General features: G+C 67.4%; 17 protein-coding genes. 10 read left to right on the forward strand and 7 right to left on the reverse strand.

Annotated elements, in window-relative coordinates; translation table 11 throughout:
* Window positions 1-69: 69 nt before the first annotated feature.
* Both rdgB and rph read right to left on the reverse strand, forming a co-directional pair.
* Window positions 70-711 carry an RdgB/HAM1 family non-canonical purine NTP pyrophosphatase gene (rdgB, locus tag BACI71_RS11550; RefSeq protein ID WP_159758749.1) on the reverse strand — a complete coding sequence of 214 codons (642 nt, stop codon included), beginning with the start codon at window positions 709-711 and terminating at the stop codon, window positions 70-72.
* Window positions 708-1,421, reverse strand: coding sequence for a ribonuclease PH (gene rph / locus BACI71_RS11555; protein ID WP_159758751.1), 714 nt, complete (start codon window positions 1,419-1,421; stop codon window positions 708-710). The genes rdgB and rph overlap by 4 nt, the downstream gene beginning before the upstream one ends.
* A gap of 79 nt (window positions 1,422-1,500) precedes the next feature.
* On the opposite strand from rph, the gene BACI71_RS11560 reads away from it, so the two are divergent.
* Window positions 1,501-1,998: a DUF6438 domain-containing protein gene (locus tag BACI71_RS11560; protein WP_159758753.1), complete on the forward strand. Its 498-nt coding sequence runs from the start codon at window positions 1,501-1,503 to the stop codon at window positions 1,996-1,998.
* A gap of 182 nt (window positions 1,999-2,180) precedes the next feature.
* Here the strand turns inward: BACI71_RS11560 and BACI71_RS11565 are convergent, their stop codons facing one another.
* Complete coding sequence (locus tag BACI71_RS11565) at window positions 2,181-2,531, reverse strand: STAS/SEC14 domain-containing protein (protein WP_159758755.1); 351 nt, start codon at window positions 2,529-2,531, stop codon at window positions 2,181-2,183.
* Window positions 2,532-2,631: 100 nt separating this feature from the next.
* Between BACI71_RS11565 and hrcA the strand changes: the two genes are divergently transcribed.
* Complete coding sequence (gene hrcA / locus BACI71_RS11570; protein ID WP_443018467.1) at window positions 2,632-3,675, forward strand: heat-inducible transcriptional repressor HrcA; 1,044 nt, start codon at window positions 2,632-2,634, stop codon at window positions 3,673-3,675.
* Window positions 3,676-3,710: 35 nt separating this feature from the next.
* Complete coding sequence (gene grpE, locus BACI71_RS11575; RefSeq protein WP_159758759.1) at window positions 3,711-4,262, forward strand: nucleotide exchange factor GrpE; 552 nt, start codon at window positions 3,711-3,713, stop codon at window positions 4,260-4,262.
* A gap of 206 nt (window positions 4,263-4,468) precedes the next feature.
* On the opposite strand, the gene BACI71_RS11580 is transcribed toward grpE, so the two are convergent.
* The gene (locus BACI71_RS11580) at window positions 4,469-5,797 is read right to left on the reverse strand and encodes an MFS transporter (protein ID WP_159758761.1); all 1,329 of its coding nucleotides are present in this window, start codon (window positions 5,795-5,797) and stop codon (window positions 4,469-4,471) included.
* A 115-nt stretch (window positions 5,798-5,912) separates the two neighbouring features.
* Here BACI71_RS11580 and cyoA point away from each other — a divergent pair, with 115 nt between their 5' ends.
* The 7 genes from cyoA (at window position 5,913) to BACI71_RS11615 (ending at window position 12,842) form a co-directional block, all read left to right on the forward strand.
* Window positions 5,913-7,073 (forward strand): ubiquinol oxidase subunit II, encoded by a 1,161-nt coding sequence (cyoA, locus tag BACI71_RS11585; RefSeq protein WP_159758763.1) that lies wholly within the window; start codon window positions 5,913-5,915, stop codon window positions 7,071-7,073.
* 7 nt (window positions 7,074-7,080) lie between these two features.
* Window positions 7,081-9,081, forward strand: a complete 2,001-nt coding sequence (gene cyoB, locus BACI71_RS11590) for a cytochrome o ubiquinol oxidase subunit I (RefSeq protein ID WP_159758765.1) — start codon at window positions 7,081-7,083, stop codon at window positions 9,079-9,081.
* Between the two features lie 5 nt (window positions 9,082-9,086).
* Window positions 9,087-9,719 (forward strand): cytochrome o ubiquinol oxidase subunit III, encoded by a 633-nt coding sequence (gene cyoC, locus BACI71_RS11595; RefSeq protein WP_159758767.1) that lies wholly within the window; start codon window positions 9,087-9,089, stop codon window positions 9,717-9,719.
* On the forward strand, window positions 9,719-10,129 hold the full coding sequence (gene cyoD, locus BACI71_RS11600; protein WP_159758769.1) for a cytochrome o ubiquinol oxidase subunit IV: 411 nt from the start codon (window positions 9,719-9,721) through the stop codon (window positions 10,127-10,129). Before cyoC ends, cyoD begins: the two co-directional genes overlap by 1 nt.
* Window positions 10,129-10,806: an SURF1 family protein gene (locus BACI71_RS11605; protein ID WP_159758771.1), complete on the forward strand. Its 678-nt coding sequence runs from the start codon at window positions 10,129-10,131 to the stop codon at window positions 10,804-10,806. Before cyoD ends, BACI71_RS11605 begins: the two co-directional genes overlap by 1 nt.
* 210 nt (window positions 10,807-11,016) lie before the next feature.
* Window positions 11,017-12,315, forward strand: coding sequence for an ATP-binding protein (locus BACI71_RS11610; protein ID WP_159758773.1), 1,299 nt, complete (start codon window positions 11,017-11,019; stop codon window positions 12,313-12,315).
* On the forward strand, window positions 12,312-12,842 hold the full coding sequence (locus BACI71_RS11615; RefSeq protein ID WP_159758775.1) for a response regulator transcription factor: 531 nt from the start codon (window positions 12,312-12,314) through the stop codon (window positions 12,840-12,842). Before BACI71_RS11610 ends, BACI71_RS11615 begins: the two co-directional genes overlap by 4 nt.
* 138 nt (window positions 12,843-12,980) lie before the next feature.
* Here the strand turns inward: BACI71_RS11615 and BACI71_RS11620 are convergent, their stop codons facing one another.
* From BACI71_RS11620 to BACI71_RS11630, 3 genes are all read right to left on the reverse strand, one after another.
* Complete coding sequence (locus BACI71_RS11620) at window positions 12,981-13,724, reverse strand: MauE/DoxX family redox-associated membrane protein (RefSeq protein ID WP_236552963.1); 744 nt, start codon at window positions 13,722-13,724, stop codon at window positions 12,981-12,983.
* 19 nt (window positions 13,725-13,743) lie between these two features.
* Entirely contained in the window at window positions 13,744-14,748 is a 1,005-nt protein-coding gene (locus BACI71_RS11625; RefSeq protein WP_159758777.1) for a glycosyltransferase family 4 protein, read from the reverse strand.
* A 74-nt stretch (window positions 14,749-14,822) separates the two neighbouring features.
* Window positions 14,823-16,400, reverse strand: a complete 1,578-nt coding sequence (locus BACI71_RS11630) for an alpha-amylase family glycosyl hydrolase (RefSeq protein WP_159758779.1) — start codon at window positions 16,398-16,400, stop codon at window positions 14,823-14,825.
* Window positions 16,401-16,632: the final 232 nt, after the last annotated feature.

Raw genomic sequence — 16,632 nt, forward strand, 5'->3', positions numbered from 1 at the left:
TCCCGCTTCCCACCGCGATCGCGAAGAAGAAGCGGGGCCCCGGATCAAGTCCGGGGCGACGACGCCGCCTCAGAAGACCGCCGCGACCATTTGCCGGAACGCATCGCCGCGATGGCTGATCTCGTTCTTGGCGGGTTCGTCCATTTCCCCGAAAGTGACGTCGTGCCCGACCGGCTGGAACACCGGGTCATAGCCGTGCCCCTTGTCGCCGCGCGGCGGCCAGACCAGCGTGCCGTCGACACGCCCCTCGAACCATTCGACGTGGCCGTCGGGCCACGCCAGCGCGAGCGCACAGACGAAATGCGCATCGCGCGGTGCGTCGGGGGTTTCCGCGAGCTTGTCCTCGACCAGCCGCATCGCATGGTCGAAGTCCTTGTTCGGTCCGCCCCAGCGCGCCGAGAAGATACCGGGATCGCCGCCCAGCGCATCGACGCACAAGCCGCTGTCATCGGCGAGCGCGGGTAGTCCCGAAAGGTCCGCTGCCGCGCGCGCCTTCAGCTCGGCATTCATCACGAAGGTGGTGCCGGTCTCCTCCGGCTCGGGCAGATCGAGCGCCCCCGCCGAGACGATGTCGAGCCCGCGGCCTTCCAGCAGCGCGGCGATCTCGCGCACCTTGCCGGCATTGTGGCTGGCGATCACCAGCTTGCCGGGCTGGAGCTTGCGGATCGCCTGCGGCTCGTTACCCCCATCCTCGTCAAAGGCGCCGCTCATGCGATCGCGCGCGCCTGCGCGGCGAAGATCTCGTTGCAGCCGATCCGCGCGAGGCGGAGCAGGCGCAGCAGCGCTTCCTCGTCATAGGTCGCGTGTTCGGCGGTCGCCTGCGCCTCGGCGATATGACCGTTTTCGAGCAGCACGAAATTGGCGTCGGCGTCGGCGTTCGAATCCTCGTCATAATCGAGGTCGAGCACCGGATTGCCCTGATAGATGCCGCACGACACCGCCGCGATCTTCTGTTTGATCGGGTCGGCGGTCAGCTTGCCCGAGGCGAGCAGCCCATCGACCGCCAGCCGCAGCGCGACCCATGCGCCCGAGATCGACGCGGTACGCGTGCCGCCATCAGCCTGGATCACGTCGCAGTCGAGCGTGATCTGCCGCTCGCCGAGCAATGTCAGGTCGGTGACCGCGCGCAAGCTGCGCCCGATCAGCCGCTGGATCTCCTGCGTGCGCCCGGATTGCTTGCCCTTGGCGGCCTCGCGGCTGCCGCGCGTGTGCGTGGCGCGCGGCAGCATCCCGTATTCGGCGGTCACCCAGCCCTGGCCCTTGCCGCGCAGGAACGGCGGCAGACGCTCCTCGACCGAGGCGGTGACCAGCACCCTGGTATCGCCGAAGCCGATCAGCACCGAGCCTTCGGCGTGGCGGGTGAAGCGCGGCTCGATGGTTATCGGGCGCATCTGGTCGGGGGTGCGGCCGCTGGGGCGCATTCAACTCTCCTCAAGGTCGGATCGCCCACGCCCCTAGCGGGGTTGGTGCGGCGGCGCCAGCGACTTACAGGAGGATGCGATGCGGGTGATGATGGCGATGCTGGTGCTGGCGGCGGGATGCACGCCCGTTGAGCTGCGCGCGCCGGCGGCGGCGGGCACGCCGATGGCGATCGAAGGCGACTCGATCAGCTATGCGACGGGGCCGTGCCATGGCACCTGCCCGGTCTACAAGGTGACGGTCCGTCCCGACGGCACGGGGACGTTCGAGGGCGAGCGCTTCACCGCGGTGACGGGCAGCCGGGCATTCCGGGTGACGCCGGACGACTATCGCCGCTTCGCCGCCGCGCTCGAACCGTATCGGCCCGACGGCGACCGGCGGGTCGAGATGGGCTCGCCCGATTGCGGCCCCGCGCCGACCGACATGCCGAGCGTCGACGTCAACTGGGCAATGGCGAGCGGCGGGGCAGGGCATCTGCATTTCTATTACGGGTGCCGGGTCGGGAATGCAGCGATGGCCGAGGTGCTGCAGGAGGCACCCAAGCGGCTGCCGATCGCGGGGTTGATCGGGAAACGCTGACCGGGATGACGGACGGTTTGCCCCGAACCCGGTCGCCCCTGCGCAGGCAGGGGCCCATGGCTGTGTCGTATCGTAAAAAGTTCGACACATAGGCGACGTGACCTGTGTCAGGCCGCCGATCCCGACGACACAGCCATAGGCCCCTGCCTGCGCAGGGGCGACGGCGTATGAGGCGTGCGCCCCTATTCCACCACCCATCCGCGTGCCGCGGCGGCGTCGTCAAACAACCGCATATACGACTGCGTCATCACCCGGCGCACCTGCCCGCGCAATACGGCGCTGATCGCGACGATCGCGATGCGGCTTGCTTTAGGGAACGGCCCCATATGCTGTGCCAGCGCCGCGAGCGTCTCCTGCGCCTGCGGCCCGCACGCGCTCATGTCGATCATCAGGCGATAACCGGGGCGGAAGTGCGCGGCGAGAAACTGGCGCATCACGTCGCGGGTATAGGCGACCACCTCGTCGGGGGTGAAGATCCGGTGCCAGCGGATCGCCAGCAATTGCGCGTCATGGTCGAATGAAACGTCGTACATCACTGATCTTCCTCATTTCCGTCTTTGCGCGCGTCAGGTTGCGGAAAGGTGAAAGACGGAGCGGTTGAGCCGGGCGGCGCGGGCGCATACATCTATGCACGTGACCCGTTCGCCGCCCATCGCCGAGCTGACCGACCGCGCCCGCGATATCTTCCGCCGCGTCGTCGACGGCTATCTGGAGAGCGGGCAGCCGGTCGGGTCGCGGACGCTGGCGCAGGCGGGACTCAACCTGTCGCCCGCCTCGATCCGCGGGGTGCTGGCGCAGCTCGAGATGGCCGGGCTGCTCACCGCGCCGCATACCTCGGCGGGACGGATGCCGACCGAGCGCGGGCTGCGGCTGTTCGTCGACGGGATGATGCAGGCGCACGAACCCAGCGACGAGGAGCGCCAGCAGATCGAGGCGCGCGCGGGAACCGGCGGCCCGGTCGAGGAAGCGCTGGCGGCGACCACTGCCGCGCTCTCCGGGCTGTCGGCGTGCGCCGGGCTGGTGATGGTGCCCAAGCGCGAGGCGGTGCTGCGCTCGATCGGCTTCGTCCCGCTCGGCCCCGCGCAGGCGCTGGCGGTGCTGGTCGGTGAGGATGGTGCGGTCGAGAATCGCGTGATCGACCTGCCCGTCGGGATCGCGCCGGGCGCGCTGGTAGAGGCGGGCAATTTCATGACCGCGACGCTCGCCGGACTGACGCTCGGCGAGGCGCGCGCACGGCTGGAGCGCGAGCTGTCGCAGGGACGATCAGCGCTCGACGCGGCGGCGCGCGCGCTGGTCGAACGCGGGCTGGCGGTGTGGAGCGAGGATGGCGCGCGCCGCCCGGTGCTGATCGTGCGCGGTCACGGGCGGCTGCTCGACGACGCGGCGACCGCCGACCTCGAGCGGGTGCGTGCGCTGCTCGACGACCTCGACGGCAAGCAGGAGGTCGCCGCATTGCTCGACTCGGCGCGCGCGGGCGATGCGACGCGCATCTTCATCGGGGCGGAGAACAAATTGTTCACGCTCAGCGGCTCGTCGGTGATCGCGAAACCGTTCCGCGGTCGCGACGGCCGCGTGGTCGGCGTGGTCGGCGTGATCGGGCCGACGCGGTTGAACTACGCCCGCGTCGTGCCCATGGTGGATTTCACGGCCGCGACGCTCACCCGGTTGCTCGGGTGAGGCGCGGCTTTCCGACGTAGAAGAACAGGACGGATATGACCGACAACGCCACCCCCGCCGACGACCTGCGCGACGCCACCGCCGAGGCCGCCCCCGAGGTCGCGGAACACGATGCCTCGGCGGCCCGCATCGCCGAACTCGAAGAGCAACTCGCCGCCGCACGGCAGGAGACGCTCTATGCGCAGGCCGATATCCAGAACGTCCGCCGCCGCGCCGAGAAGGACGCCGCCGACGCACGCGCCTATGCCGCGACCGGCTTTGCGCGCGATGTGCTGTCGGTCGCCGACAACCTCGAACGCGCGCTGGCCGCGATCCCGGCGAGCCTGCGCGAGGACGAGAAGTTCAAGGGGCTGGTCGTCGGCCTTGAGGCGACGGGGCGCGAATTGGCGAACGTCTTCGGCCGCCACGGGCTGACGAAGATCGAGGCACTCGGCCAGCCGCTCGACCCGAACAAGCATCAGGCGATGGTCGAGATGCCGAGCGATGCCGAGCCGGGCACCATCGTGCAGGAGATGCAGGCGGGCTGGATGATCAAGGACCGTCTGCTCCGCCCGGCGCTGGTCGGCGTCGCGAAGAAGCCGGACTGAAGAGTCGCGCCACAAGCACTACCGTCATTCCCGCGAAGGCGGGAATCCAGAACCTCTGACGTGGCGCCTCTAGCTATAGACCTTCGCGTCTGGATCCCCGCCTCCGCGGGGATGACGGCCGGCAAATTGCCCCGATGGGAAAAGGAAAGGGCGGGTCGTGGTCTCCACCACGCCCGCCCTTTTCCTTTGGCAAAAGCCGCCGCGCGTCAGTCCAGACGCCGCGCGAGTTCCACGTTCAGCCCCAGCGCGATCAGCGTGCCGAGCGCGCCCGACAGCAGATACCCGCCCGCCGCGACCAGCCCGAACGCCTGCGTCAGCGCCAGCGCCGCCAGCGGCGCGAAGCCTGCGCCGAACAGCCACGCCAGATCCGAGGTCAGCGCCGCGCCCGTATAGCGCGCGCGCTTCGGGAAGTTGCTGGTCACCGCGCCCGACGACTGGCCGAACGAAATGCCGAGCAACAGGAAGCCCATCACCATGAACAGGATCTCGCCCGCCCGCCCGCCGCCGAGCAGCTGCGGCGCGAAGCCGCTGAACGCTGCGATGCCCGCCGCCGTGTAGCCGAGCACGCTGCGTCGCCCGATCCGGTCGGCCAGCATGCCCGACAGCACGATCGCGCCCAGCCCGACAACACCGCCCAGCACCTCGATCATCAGGAAGGTCGAGATATCCTCGCGGGTATACAGCGCCACCCACGACAGGGGGAACACCGTCACCATGTGGAACATGGCGAAGCTCGCCAGCGGCGCGAACGCGCCGATGATGATGTTGCGCCACTGCGCCTTGACGGTCGCAGTGACGCGCGACGGGGTCAGCTCGCGGCTATGGAACAGTTCGCTATATTCGGGGGTGACGACGATGCGCAGACGCGCGAACAGCGCGACGACGTTCAGCGCGAACGCCACGAAGAACGGATAGCGCCAGCCCCAGGAGATGAAGTCCTCGGGCGCCAGCGTTGACAGGAAGAAGGCGAACAAGGCGCTCGCCACGATCAGCCCGAGCGGCGCGCCGAGCTGCGGGACCATCGCCCACCAGCCGCGCTTCTTCTCCGGCGCGTTGAGTGCCAGCAGCGACGGCAGCCCGTCCCACGCGCCGCCCAGCGCGATCCCCTGGCCAACCCGGAACAGCGCCAGCAGGATCGCCGATGAGGAGCCGATCGTGTCGTAACCGGGCAGGAAGGCGACCAGCACCGTCGAGGTGCCGAGCAGGAACAGCGCGATCGTCAGCTTGGTGCCGCGACCGTAGCGGCGGTCGAGCTTCATGAAGATTTGCGTGCCGATCGGGCGGGCGATGAACGCCAGCGGGAACAGCGCGAATGACCACAGGGTCGCGGCGATCGGCTGCATGTACGGGAAGATCACCGCCGGGAAGACGAGCACCGAGGCGATCGCATAGACGAAAAAGTCGAAGAACTCGGACGTGCGCCCGATAATGACGCCGATTGCGATCTCACCGGGGCGCACATCGTGATCCCCTCTGCTATGGAGAGCGCGAGCATCCTGCTCTAGCGACGTGGACGAAGCGGTGGCCATATTCATTCCCGATCGGTCGGACGGACGGTTTCCGGCGGAGCCCTACCCTAAACCATTCCGCGCGTGGATGGGACAAAATGTCCTATTCCGCTGCGCCGCAGCAAAGCCTAGCTCGCGCCGCATGACCCGTCGTCCCGCCCCCCGTCGTTCCACCCGACCTGCGCCCGGCCGCACGCCCCTCGTCCGTCACCTCGCCGCGGCGGCGGCGCTAGTCGCGCTCGGCGGGTGCAACACCGTCGTGATGCGTCCCGCCGGTGATGTTGCGGTGCAGGAATCCAGCCTGATCGTATGGTCGGTCGTGCTGATGCTGCTGATCATCGTGCCGGTTATGGCATTGGTGGTGCTGTTCGCATGGCGTTATCGCGAGTCGAACACCGAGGCGAGCTACGAGCCCGACTGGGATCACTCGACCGGGCTGGAGCTGGTGATCTGGTCTGCGCCGCTGCTCATCATCATCGCGCTTGGCGCGCTGACCTGGGTCGGCACGCATACGCTCGACCCCTACCGCCCGCTGGCGCGCACCGCGCCGGGCAAGCCGGTGGCCGCGAACGTCAGGCCGCTTGAGGTGCAGGTGGTCGCGCTCGACTGGAAATGGCTGTTCATCTACCCCGAACAGGGTGTCGCAACGGTCAACGAGCTGGTCGTGCCGGTCGATCGCCCGGTGAAGTTCACCATGACCTCGTCGAGCGTCATGAACGCTTTGTGGGTGCCGACGATGGCGGGCATGATCTACACGATGCCGGGGATGGAGACGGTGCTGCACGGCGTGCTGAACCGCACCGGCAAGTTCGAGGGCCGCTCGGGCAATTATTCCGGCGCCGGCTTCTCGCATATGACCTTCTGGACGCATTCGGTGACCCCGGCGCGCTTCGACCAATGGGTCGCCGGGGTGAAGCGTAACCGCTGGCAGCTCGACAACGCCACGTATCTGAAGCTGGCCAAGCCGAGCGAGAAGGTGCGGCCGATCGGGTTCAGCACGGTTGACCCCGCATTGTTCAAGCGCGTCGTCGCGATGTGCACGAAACCGGGCACCAGCTGCATGCAGAACATGTCGCACGCCGGCCCGGCGGTGAACGACCGGCCGCAGCGCACCGACGAGCCCGAAGGCGCGCTGACCCGCGATCCGTCGCAGAAGGGCGAGAGCCCGCACTCGACCGCGCCGCAGGGCTCGGCACCGGGCTCGAACGATCCGGGGGCGGGGAACCGCGATATGACCATGCTCGATAAACCCGGGCTCGATATTCCCGCGCTGCGGCGCGCCAACGCCTCCAAGGGGGCTTGAGGACATCATGTCGGACGACCTCATCAAGACGATCTTCGGGCGGCTGACGCTCGAGAGCTTTCCGATCCACGAGCCGATCCTCGTCGGGACCTTTGTCATGGTCGCGATCGGCGGCGCCGCGGTGCTGGGCGCGCTCACCTATTTCAAACTGTGGGGCTATCTCTGGAAGGAGTGGTTCACCAGCGTCGATCACAAGAAGATCGGCATCATGTACATCGTGCTGGCGCTGGTCATGTTCCTGCGTGGTTTTGCCGACGCGTTGATGATGCGCGCACAGCAGGCGGTCGCCTTCAACGGCAGCGAGGGCTTCCTGCCCGCGCACCATTATGACCAGGTGTTCACCGCGCACGGCGTCATCATGATCTTCTTCGTGGCGATGCCGTTCGTCACGGGGCTGATGAACTATGTCGTCCCGCTCCAGATCGGCGCGCGCGACGTCAGCTTCCCGTTCCTGAACAATTTCAGCTTCTGGATGACGGTCAGCGGCGCGATCACGGTGATGATGAGCCTGTTCGTCGGCGAGTTTGCGCGGACCGGCTGGCTGGCGATGGCGCCGCTGTCGGGGCTCGATTACTCGCCCGATGTCGGTGTCGACTATTACATCTGGGCCTTGCAGATCGCCGGCGTCGGCACGCTTCTGTCGGGCGTCAACCTGCTGGCGACGATCATCAAGATGCGCGCGCCGGGCATGAGCCTGATGCAGATGCCGATCTTCACCTGGTCGGCGCTGGTCACCAACGTCCTGATCGTCGCGGCTTTCCCGGTGCTGACCGCCGTGCTCGCGATGCTCAGCCTCGACCGCTACGTCGGCACCAACTTCTTCACGAACACCGGCGGGGGCAACCCGATGATGTACGTGAACATGATCTGGATCTGGGGCCACCCGGAGGTCTACATCCTGATCCTGCCCGCGTTCGGCGTGTTCTCGGAGGTCGTCTCGACCTTCTCGGGCAAGCGGCTGTTCGGCTATACGTCGATGGTCTACGCGCTGATCGTCATCTGCATCCTGTCGTATCTGGTGTGGCTGCACCACTTCTTCACGATGGGCTCGGGCGCCAGCGTCAACAGCTTCTTCGGCATCACGACGATGATCATCTCGATCCCGACGGGTGCGAAGATCTTCAACTGGCTGTTCACGATGTATCGTGGGCGGATCCGGTTCGAGCTGCCGATGATGTGGGCGGTCGCGTTCATGCTGACCTTCGTGATCGGCGGGATGACCGGCGTGATGCTGGCGGTGCCGCCGGCCGACTTCCAGTTCCACAACTCGCTGTTCCTGATCGCGCACTTCCACAACGTCATTATCGGCGGCGTGCTGTTCGGGATGTTCGCGGGCGTGAATTACTGGTGGCCGAAGGCGTTCGGGTTCAAGCTCGACAAGTTCTGGGGCACGATCAGCTTCTGGTGCTGGGTCGTCGGCTTCTGGGTCGCGTTCACCCCGCTCTACGTGCTGGGGCTGATGGGCGTCACCCGCCGCCTGCGCGCCTTCGAGGATCCGTCGCTGCAGATCTGGTTCGTGATCGCCGCGATCGGTGCGCTTATCATCGCTGCCGGGATCGGCGCCATGCTGATGCAATTCTACGTCAGCATCCGCGACCGCGAGAAGCTGCGCGATTTCACGGGCGATCCGTGGAACGGGCGCACGCTGGAGTGGGCGACCTCGTCGCCGCCGCCGGCCTATAACTTCGCCTTCTCGCCGGTCGTTCACGATCTGGACGCGTGGCACGACATGAAGTCGAAGAAGGCCGAGCGTCCGACCGCCGGGTTCCGCGCGATCCACATGCCCAAGAACACCGGCGCCGGGGTGATCCTGGCCGGGCTGTCGACGGTCTTCGGCGTGGCGATGATCTGGTACATCTGGTGGCTCGCCGCGCTCGCGTTCGTTGCGCTGATCGCGACCGCGATCGGGCACACCTTCAACTATGACCGCGACTTCCACATTCCCGTCGAGGATGTCGTCAACAGCGAGGATGCGCGCACCCGCGCGCTCCAGCAGGCGGGGGTGTGAGCACGATGAGCACGACGACGCAGACGGCACCGGGCGCCGCGGCCCCGTCCTATTACGATCTGGACGAGCACGAGCATCCGCCCGGTGCCAGCACGATGCTGGGCTTCTGGCTGTACCTGATGAGCGATTGCCTCATCTTCGCGATGCTGTTCGCGGCATACGGGGTGTACGGCGGCAGCTACGCCGGCGGGCCGGGGCCCAAGGAGCTGTTCGAGCTGCCGCTGGTCGCGGTGAACACGACTGCGCTGCTGCTGTCGTCGATCACCTATGGCTTCGCGATGATCAACGCCGACGAGCAGAACAAGGCCGCGACCCTGCGCTGGCTCGCCATCACCGGCGTGTTCGGCGCGGCGTTCCTGTCGATCGAGTTGTATGAGTTCAGCAACCTGATCCACGAGGGCGCGGGCCCGTGGCGTTCGGCGTTCCTGTCGTCGTTCTTCACCTTGGTCGGCACGCACGGGCTGCACGTCACCTTCGGCATCATCTGGCTGGTGACGCTGATGGTGCAGGTCGCACGTCGCGGGCTGGAGCCGGCCAACATCCGCCGTCTACAGTGCCTGTCGCTGTTCTGGCACTTCCTCGACGTCATCTGGATCGGCGTCTTCACCTTCGTCTATCTGCTGGGAGTGCTCCGCTGATGAGCGCCGATACGCACGGCCACGGCCACGATTCCGCGCACGGGCATCACGACGCGCATGATCATCATGGCGGCGCGCCGCACGGCTCGCGTCGCGAATATTGGATCGGCTTCATCCTCTCGGTGCTGCTGACCGCGCCCGCGTTCGGGCTGGTGATGACCGGGGTGATCTCCGATCCGCGCGTCACCGCCGGGATCGTGATGGCGCTGGCGATGGTGCAGATCGTGGTGCACATGATCTACTTCCTGCACATGAACACCAAATCCGAGAACGGCTGGACGATGCTGGCGCTGATCTTCACCGCGATCATCGTGCTGATCGTGATCGCCGGGTCGCTGTGGGTCATGTACCACATGAACCTCAACATGATGCCGGGCATGGGCGGAGAGATGTCGAGCGGCGGCATGTGATGCGCGCGCGCTGGGCCCTCGCCGGCGTCGCGCTGCTGCTGGCGGCGGTGCTGGCGGGGCTCGGCGTCTGGCAGGTCGAGCGGCGCGTGTGGAAGCTTGCGCTGATCGACCGTGTTGAGGCGCGGCTCGCCGCGCCCGCCGAACCCGCCCCGCCGCGCATGCGCTGGGCCAGGATTACGGATGACGACGCCTACCGGCGCGTCACGGCGACCGGCACCTGGCGCGCGGCCCCGCCGGTGTTCACGCAAGCGGTCACCGACTTCGGTGCGGGTCACTGGGTTCTTTCGCCGCTGGACACTGCGGGCGGCACGATCCTCGTCAATCGCGGCTTCGTACCTGCCGGTGATCGCAGGACGATCGCGCAGCCGAGCGGTCCGGGGCGCATCACCGGCCTGTTGCGCGTCAGCGAGCCCGACGGCGGCTTCCTCCGCGACAACGACCCCGCCGACGACCGCTGGTATTCGCGCGACACCGCCGCGATCGCCCGCGCCCGCCGGCTGGGGTCGGTCGCCCCTTACTTCATCGACGCCGAGGCGGTGCCGGGGACGCAATGGCCGCGTGGCGGGCTGACGGTGGTCCGGTTCCGCAACAACCACCTCGTCTACGCGCTGACATGGTTCACGCTCGCGGCAATGATGGCGTATTTTTCGTGGCGGCTCGCGCGCGGACGGGGTTAGCCCGGACACGCATCAGGGCTGCGCGGCGACGCGGTGCCGCGCGTGGCTGTCCTACATCCCCGGTTTCCGCTAGACTGGCGCAAGCCGGACTGCATCGTTGCGCCGGGCGTGCCGCTCAGATGGCCATTATGCGCAAACTTCGCCAACTTTGCCGCCCCTGGTCGCTCTCCACGATAGCGCATCCGACCCGATCCGCCGTAAGGACAGCCGATGCCTGCGTCTGACATCATCGCCGGAACCGGGCTGCGCGAGGACGCCGGGCGGCGCAACGTGCGGTTGTTGTCGATCCTGCGCTGGCTCGCGGTCGGCGGGCAGCTCGCGACGATCCTGTTCGTCCATTTCGTCGTCGGTGTGCACCTGCCGCTGGTCGCGATGCTCGGCGCGGTCGCGGTGCTGGTCGCGCTCAACCTTGCGATCGCGCAGATCGTCGGGCGGCGGCCGATCACCTATGGCGCGCTGTTCGCGACGCTGCTGGTCGATGTCGCCTGCCTGACGACGCAATTGTATCTCAGCGGCGGGGTCAGCAACCCGTTCGTCACCCTGTATTTGCTCCAGGTCGTGATCGCCGCGCTGCTGCTGCGCGATCATGCCAGCTGGGCAATGGTGGCGCTCAGCAGCGCGTTGTTCGCGTGGCTCGCGCACGCCGCGCCGCCGTTCGCGCTGCCGCGCGGCTGGGCCTCGACGCTGTCGACACCGTATATCGCGGGCAGCTGGTTCAATTTCACGCTTACCGCCACATTGCTCGCGCTGTTCGTCACCCGGATCGTCCGCAACGTCTCCGAACATGACGCGCGGCTCGCTGCGCTCCGCCAGCGCGCCGCCGAGGAGGAACATATCGTTCGCATGGGGCTGCTCGCCAGCGGGGCGGCGCACGAACTCGGCACACCCCTGTCGTCGATCGCGGTGATGCTGGGCGACTGGCGGCGTGAGCCCGCGATCGCCGCCTCGCCGGCGCTGCTCGCCGATCTCGACGACATGCGCACCGAGGTGACGCGCTGCAAGGACATCCTCAGCCAGGTGCTGCTCGCCTCGGGCGAAGTGCGCGGGATGGGGCCGGTGCGCACAACGCTCAAGACCTTCCTGTCGGGGCTCGTCGGTGACTGGCGCGGCAAGACGCAGGTCGCCGCTGCCTACGAACATCTGATGACCAGCGACCCGCGAATCGTCGCCGACAAGGCGCTGGCGCAGACGATCACCAATTTGCTCGACAATGCGCTGGAGGCGGGCGGTCGCACGATCGCGCTATGCGCGTGGTGGGACGGCGACCGGCTGGTGCTGTCGGTGCGCGACGACGGGCGCGGCTTTGCGCCCGCGATCCTCGACGGGCTCGGCAAGCCTTATATGAGTACCAAGACGCGCCGCGGCGCCGGGCTGGGATTGTTCCTCGCGGTCAATGTGTTGCGGACGCTTGGCGGGACCGTGTCGGCGCGCAACCGCGAGGGCGGCGGGGGCGAGGTGACGCTGACGCTGCCGATCGCGGCGATCTCGATCCCGGAGGACGGCGCATGAGCGAGCGGCGGCTGCTGATCGTCGAGGATGACGAGGTGTTCGCGCGCACGCTGGCGCGCTCGTTCGAGCGGCGCGGTTATCAGGTGCGCGCGATCACCGATCCCGACGATCTGGACGCGGCGGTGGATGCGCTGAAGCCCGATCACGCAGTGGTCGACCTGCGGCTCGGCAACGCCTCGGGGCTGACATGCGTGGCGCGGCTCCATGCGCTCGATGCGCAGATGCGGATCGTGGTGCTGACCGGCTTTGCGAGCATCGCCACTGCGGTCGAGGCGGTGAAGCTGGGTGCGACCAACTATCTGTCGAAGCCGGCCAATTCCGACGATATCGAGGCGGCGTTCCAGGCGAGCGGCGAGGGCGATGCCAGCGTCGAGCTGGTCGCGCCGCCGACCTCGCTGCGCACGCTGGAATGGGAGCATATCCACCAGACGCTCGCGGATTGCGGGTTCAACGTGTCCGAGGCGGCGCGCCGATTGGGGATGCACCGGCGGACCTTGGCGCGGAAGCTCGGCAAGCGGCATTTGTGATGCGTGCCGTCACCCCTGCGGAGGCAGGGGCCTATGTCTTTGTCGTGCTGCGGTACACTGACACACGGGGGTCATTCATGTGTCAGACCTATCGCAACATTTGACAGAGATGGGCCCCTGCCTGCGCAGGGGCGACGATCATCGAGCCGCCATCCACACCGCCATCGCGACCATCATGACATTTTCGGTCAGTGAGACGAACCCCAGCGGCACCCGCGTCGCGCCGCCGACACAGGCGCATTTCAGCTCGCGCCTGTCGATATAGACCGCCTTGAACACCGACACCGCGCCGACCGTCCCGATGAACAGCGCGAGCGGAACTGACAACCAGTCAGCGACATGCGCGGTCATCAGCAGGCCCGCCAGCCCCTCCGCGAACGGATAGACATAGCCGTAGCGTACCCAGCGTTTCGCCAGCAGGTCGTAATTGAGGAACATTGTCGAGAAGGTCTCGAGATCCTGCAGCTTGAGCAGCGCGAGCACGCACATGCTGAACGAGATGAACCACTCGGCGGCGCGCAGCGTCAGCGGGGTGCCGAACGCCGCCATGCTCGCCGCGAGCGCCATCAGCGCGGTCATCGCAAACACCGCCAGCACCGGGCGGTAGCTCGTCTCGCCGGGCGCAGGCACGTGGATGCCGAGGAAGCGGCGCAGATCGTCATAGCCGCCGATCCGCTCGCCATCGATGAACGTCTGCGGCGTCGTCTTGACGCCGTGCTCGGCCTTGAAGGCGTCGGTCGCTTCGCGGGTCCGCAGCAGCTGATCGTCCACCATGTAGCCGCGCCGCTGCAGCAGGTCCTTCGCCTTCACGCCATATGGGCAGGTGTGCGTCGGCATCACCATCCGATAGAGCGTGGCGCGCTTCTCGGTCGTTCCGGTCATACAGCCAAGATAGGTCGGATCAGCCGAGAATGCGCCGGTACAGCGCGATATATTCGTCAGCCATCCGGGCGACGCTGAACCGCGCGGCGACCGCGCGTCGGCACGCCGCGCGATCGATATCGCCTGCGCGTTTGATCGCCGCCACCGCTTCCTCGGGTGTGTCGACCAGAAAGCCGGTGACGCCGTGCTCGATCAGTTCGGGCATCGAGCCGCGGCGCGTGGCGATCACCGGCGTCCCGCACGCCATCGCCTCGATCACCGACAGCCCGAACGGCTCGTCGAAGTTGATGAGGTGGAGCAGCGCCCGCGCCTTCCCCAGCGCCGCGACCCGCGCCTCCCCGCCGACCGCGCCATGATAGCGGATGCGATCGTCGAGCGCGGGCGCGACAGCACGGTCGTGATAGCCCTGATCCTGCACGATTCCGTAGAGGTTCAGCGCGCGCCCGGTCGCCCGCGCCGCCGCGATCGCCTCGGCCGCACCCTTGTCGGGATGGAGCCGCCCGAAGAACAGCAGATCGTCGCTACCCTCGGCGTCGAAGCGGAAATCGTCGAGCGGGATGCCGTGGTGGATCGTCGCCGCGTACCGCAGGTCGGGGTGCCGATCGGCGTCGCTGATCGCGACATAGTGCACGCGGTCCGCATAGGGCGCGTACATCGGCAGGATACGGTCGGACGAAAAACCGTGGATCGTCGTGACGATCGGCCTGTCGATCAGCGGTGCGAAGGCGTGCGCCGGAAAGTCGGCCTGGTTGTGGATCAAGTCGAAGCGATCGGCCTGCGCGAACACATGGCTGAGATGGCGATATTCCCACACCTTCGCGTCGATGCGCGGATCTTCTGAGTAAGGCGCGGGCACCACGCCATCAAGCGTGGCGGTCGTGATGCTGTCGAGCGTCGCGAAGAGAGTGACGTCGACACCGCGCTCGACCAGCGCCTCGGTAAGCAGGTGCGTGACGAGTTCCCACGGGCCGTAATGGCGCGGCGGGGTGCGCCACGCGATCGGGGCGAGCATGGCGATCTTCATCAACGATGGTCCTTGGTCATGGCGCGCCCGGGCGCAGCGATTGGTCGCTACGCCGGTGCAAGTCTCGGAGACGGTTAGCGGAAGATCACGCCTTCGTCCCCGCGCAAATAATCGCTCGCTGCGCCGGGCAGCGTCGACAGCAACATCGTGCCCGCAAATGGCAGCGGGCGCGCTTCACCGGTCAGGTTCAGCGCCACCCGCAGCTGCTCGCCGCCATGCCGGCGCTCATAGGCCAGCACCCCGTCCGCGGCGTCCAGCAAGCGGAAGTCTCCGACCGACAACGCCGCCCGCTCGCGCCGCAGTGCGAGCAGGCGGCGGTAGAGTGTCAGCATCGAGCCCCCGTCCTGTTCCTGCGCGGCGACGTTGCGGGTCGGCCAGTCGGGGTTGAGCGGCAACCACGGCTCGACGGTCGAGAAGCCCGCGAAGGATGAGGCGTCCCACGGCATCGGCGTGCGCGAGCGGTCGCGGCCGATGCCGATGCCGGGCTGGCGAAGCTCCTGCGGATCGCGGACGCGGTCGGCGGGGATGTCGACCTGGCCGATGCCGAGTTCGTCGCCCTGGTAGAGCGTCGGCGTGCCGCGCAGCGTGAGCAGCAGCATCGCGGCGACGCGCGCCTGCGCCTCGCCGATCCGCGCGGCGATCCGCGGCGCGTCGTGGCTGCCGATCACCCAGTTGGGCCAGCCGTGCGGCGGGAGGCTCGCCTCATAGGCGGCGATCATGTCGCGCAAGGTCGCGGCATCCCACGCATTTTCGATGAGCTGGAAGTTGAACGGCAGATGCACCTGCGGGCGTTCGGGCGTGCCGTACCAGCGCGCGTGACGATCGTTGGGGAGGAAGATCTCGCCGATCAGTACGCGCCCCTGCCCATCGGCACCGTAGCTGTCGGCGAGCGCGCGCATCTCGGCGGCGATCGCGTGCGCCTCGGGTTGATCGGTCGAATGTTGCTGGATCAACCGGTCGCGCTCGGTGATGCCGGGGCGCCAATAGGGGTTCGGCGGATTGTCCGGGAAGCCTTCGGCCTTCACGATGTGCCACAACACGTCGATGCGGAACCCGTCGACGCCGCGATCGAACCAGAAGCGCATCGCATCCAGCATCGCCGCCTTCAGCGCGGGGTTGCGCCAGTTGAGATCGGGTTGCTGTTTCAGGAAGGCGTGGAGATGATATTGGCCGCTGTTGGCGTCATATTCCCACGCCGAGCCGCCGAAATCGCTGATCCAGTTGTTCGGCGGGCCACCATCGGGCGCCGGATCGCGCCAGATATACCAGTCGCGTTTCGGGCTGTTTCGCCCGGAGCGGCTTTCGACGAACCACGGGTGCTGGTCGGAGCTGTGGTTCGGCACGAAATCGAGCAGCAGCTTCAGCCCGCGTGCGTGGATGGCGGCGAGCAACCGGTCGAACGCCGCCAGATCGCCGAACAGCGGCTCGACTCCGCAATAATCGGCGACGTCATAGCCGAAGTCGGCCATCGGCGACGGGAAGATCGGGGACAACCAGATCGCGTCGACGCCCAGTGCGGCGACATGGTCGAGCCGCCGCTCGATCCCGGCGAGATCGCCGACGCCGTCGCCGTCGCTGTCCTGAAAGGAGCGCGGGTAGATTTGATAGACGGTGCCGCGTTCCCACCACGGGTGACTGGTTTGGTTGCTCATCGACGGCGGTAACGGCGGGGCGGGGGATGCGATCCCGCGTGCGTGTCGTCATCCCGCCCCCTTCGTCATTCCCGCGGCCAGAACCTCGGACGTTTCGGTCATCACGAAGACCTGCGCGTCTGGATACCCGCCTGCGCGGGAATGACGGGGTGGCCAGCAACACAACGTCACCGTCGAAGCAGGAACAAAGCGACCGCGCGGCTCTTAACGTAGGATAGCGCAGGGGGCGGCG

This window comes from Sphingomonas sp. 8AM, from assembly GCF_902506455.1.
In the GTDB taxonomy this organism is placed as follows: Bacteria; Pseudomonadota; Alphaproteobacteria; order Sphingomonadales; family Sphingomonadaceae; genus Sphingomonas.

What these genes read in the sequence shown, in the direction of transcription:
- cyoB (WP_159758765.1), top strand. Translation starts at nt 7,081, where the DNA reads ATGTCGGACGACCTCATCAAGACGATCTTCGGGCGGCTGACGCTCGAG.
- BACI71_RS11625 (WP_159758777.1), bottom strand. Translation starts at nt 14,748, where the DNA reads ATGAAGATCGCCATGCTCGCCCCGATCGCGTGGCGCACCCCGCCGCGC.
- cyoA (WP_159758763.1), top strand. Translation starts at nt 5,913, where the DNA reads ATGACCCGTCGTCCCGCCCCCCGTCGTTCCACCCGACCTGCGCCCGGC.
- cyoC (WP_159758767.1), top strand. Translation starts at nt 9,087, where the DNA reads ATGAGCACGACGACGCAGACGGCACCGGGCGCCGCGGCCCCGTCCTAT.
- BACI71_RS11610 (WP_159758773.1), top strand. Translation starts at nt 11,017, where the DNA reads ATGCCTGCGTCTGACATCATCGCCGGAACCGGGCTGCGCGAGGACGCC.
- BACI71_RS11580 (WP_159758761.1), bottom strand. Translation starts at nt 5,797, where the DNA reads ATGAATATGGCCACCGCTTCGTCCACGTCGCTAGAGCAGGATGCTCGC.
- rph (WP_159758751.1), bottom strand. Translation starts at nt 1,421, where the DNA reads ATGCGCCCCAGCGGCCGCACCCCCGACCAGATGCGCCCGATAACCATC.
- rdgB (WP_159758749.1), bottom strand. Translation starts at nt 711, where the DNA reads ATGAGCGGCGCCTTTGACGAGGATGGGGGTAACGAGCCGCAGGCGATC.
- grpE (WP_159758759.1), top strand. Translation starts at nt 3,711, where the DNA reads ATGACCGACAACGCCACCCCCGCCGACGACCTGCGCGACGCCACCGCC.
- BACI71_RS11605 (WP_159758771.1), top strand. Translation starts at nt 10,129, where the DNA reads ATGCGCGCGCGCTGGGCCCTCGCCGGCGTCGCGCTGCTGCTGGCGGCG.
- BACI71_RS11630 (WP_159758779.1), bottom strand. Translation starts at nt 16,400, where the DNA reads ATGAGCAACCAAACCAGTCACCCGTGGTGGGAACGCGGCACCGTCTAT.
- BACI71_RS11565 (WP_159758755.1), bottom strand. Translation starts at nt 2,531, where the DNA reads ATGTACGACGTTTCATTCGACCATGACGCGCAATTGCTGGCGATCCGC.
- BACI71_RS11615 (WP_159758775.1), top strand. Translation starts at nt 12,312, where the DNA reads ATGAGCGAGCGGCGGCTGCTGATCGTCGAGGATGACGAGGTGTTCGCG.
- BACI71_RS11560 (WP_159758753.1), top strand. Translation starts at nt 1,501, where the DNA reads ATGCGGGTGATGATGGCGATGCTGGTGCTGGCGGCGGGATGCACGCCC.
- cyoD (WP_159758769.1), top strand. Translation starts at nt 9,719, where the DNA reads ATGAGCGCCGATACGCACGGCCACGGCCACGATTCCGCGCACGGGCAT.
- BACI71_RS11620 (WP_236552963.1), bottom strand. Translation starts at nt 13,724, where the DNA reads ATGACCGGAACGACCGAGAAGCGCGCCACGCTCTATCGGATGGTGATG.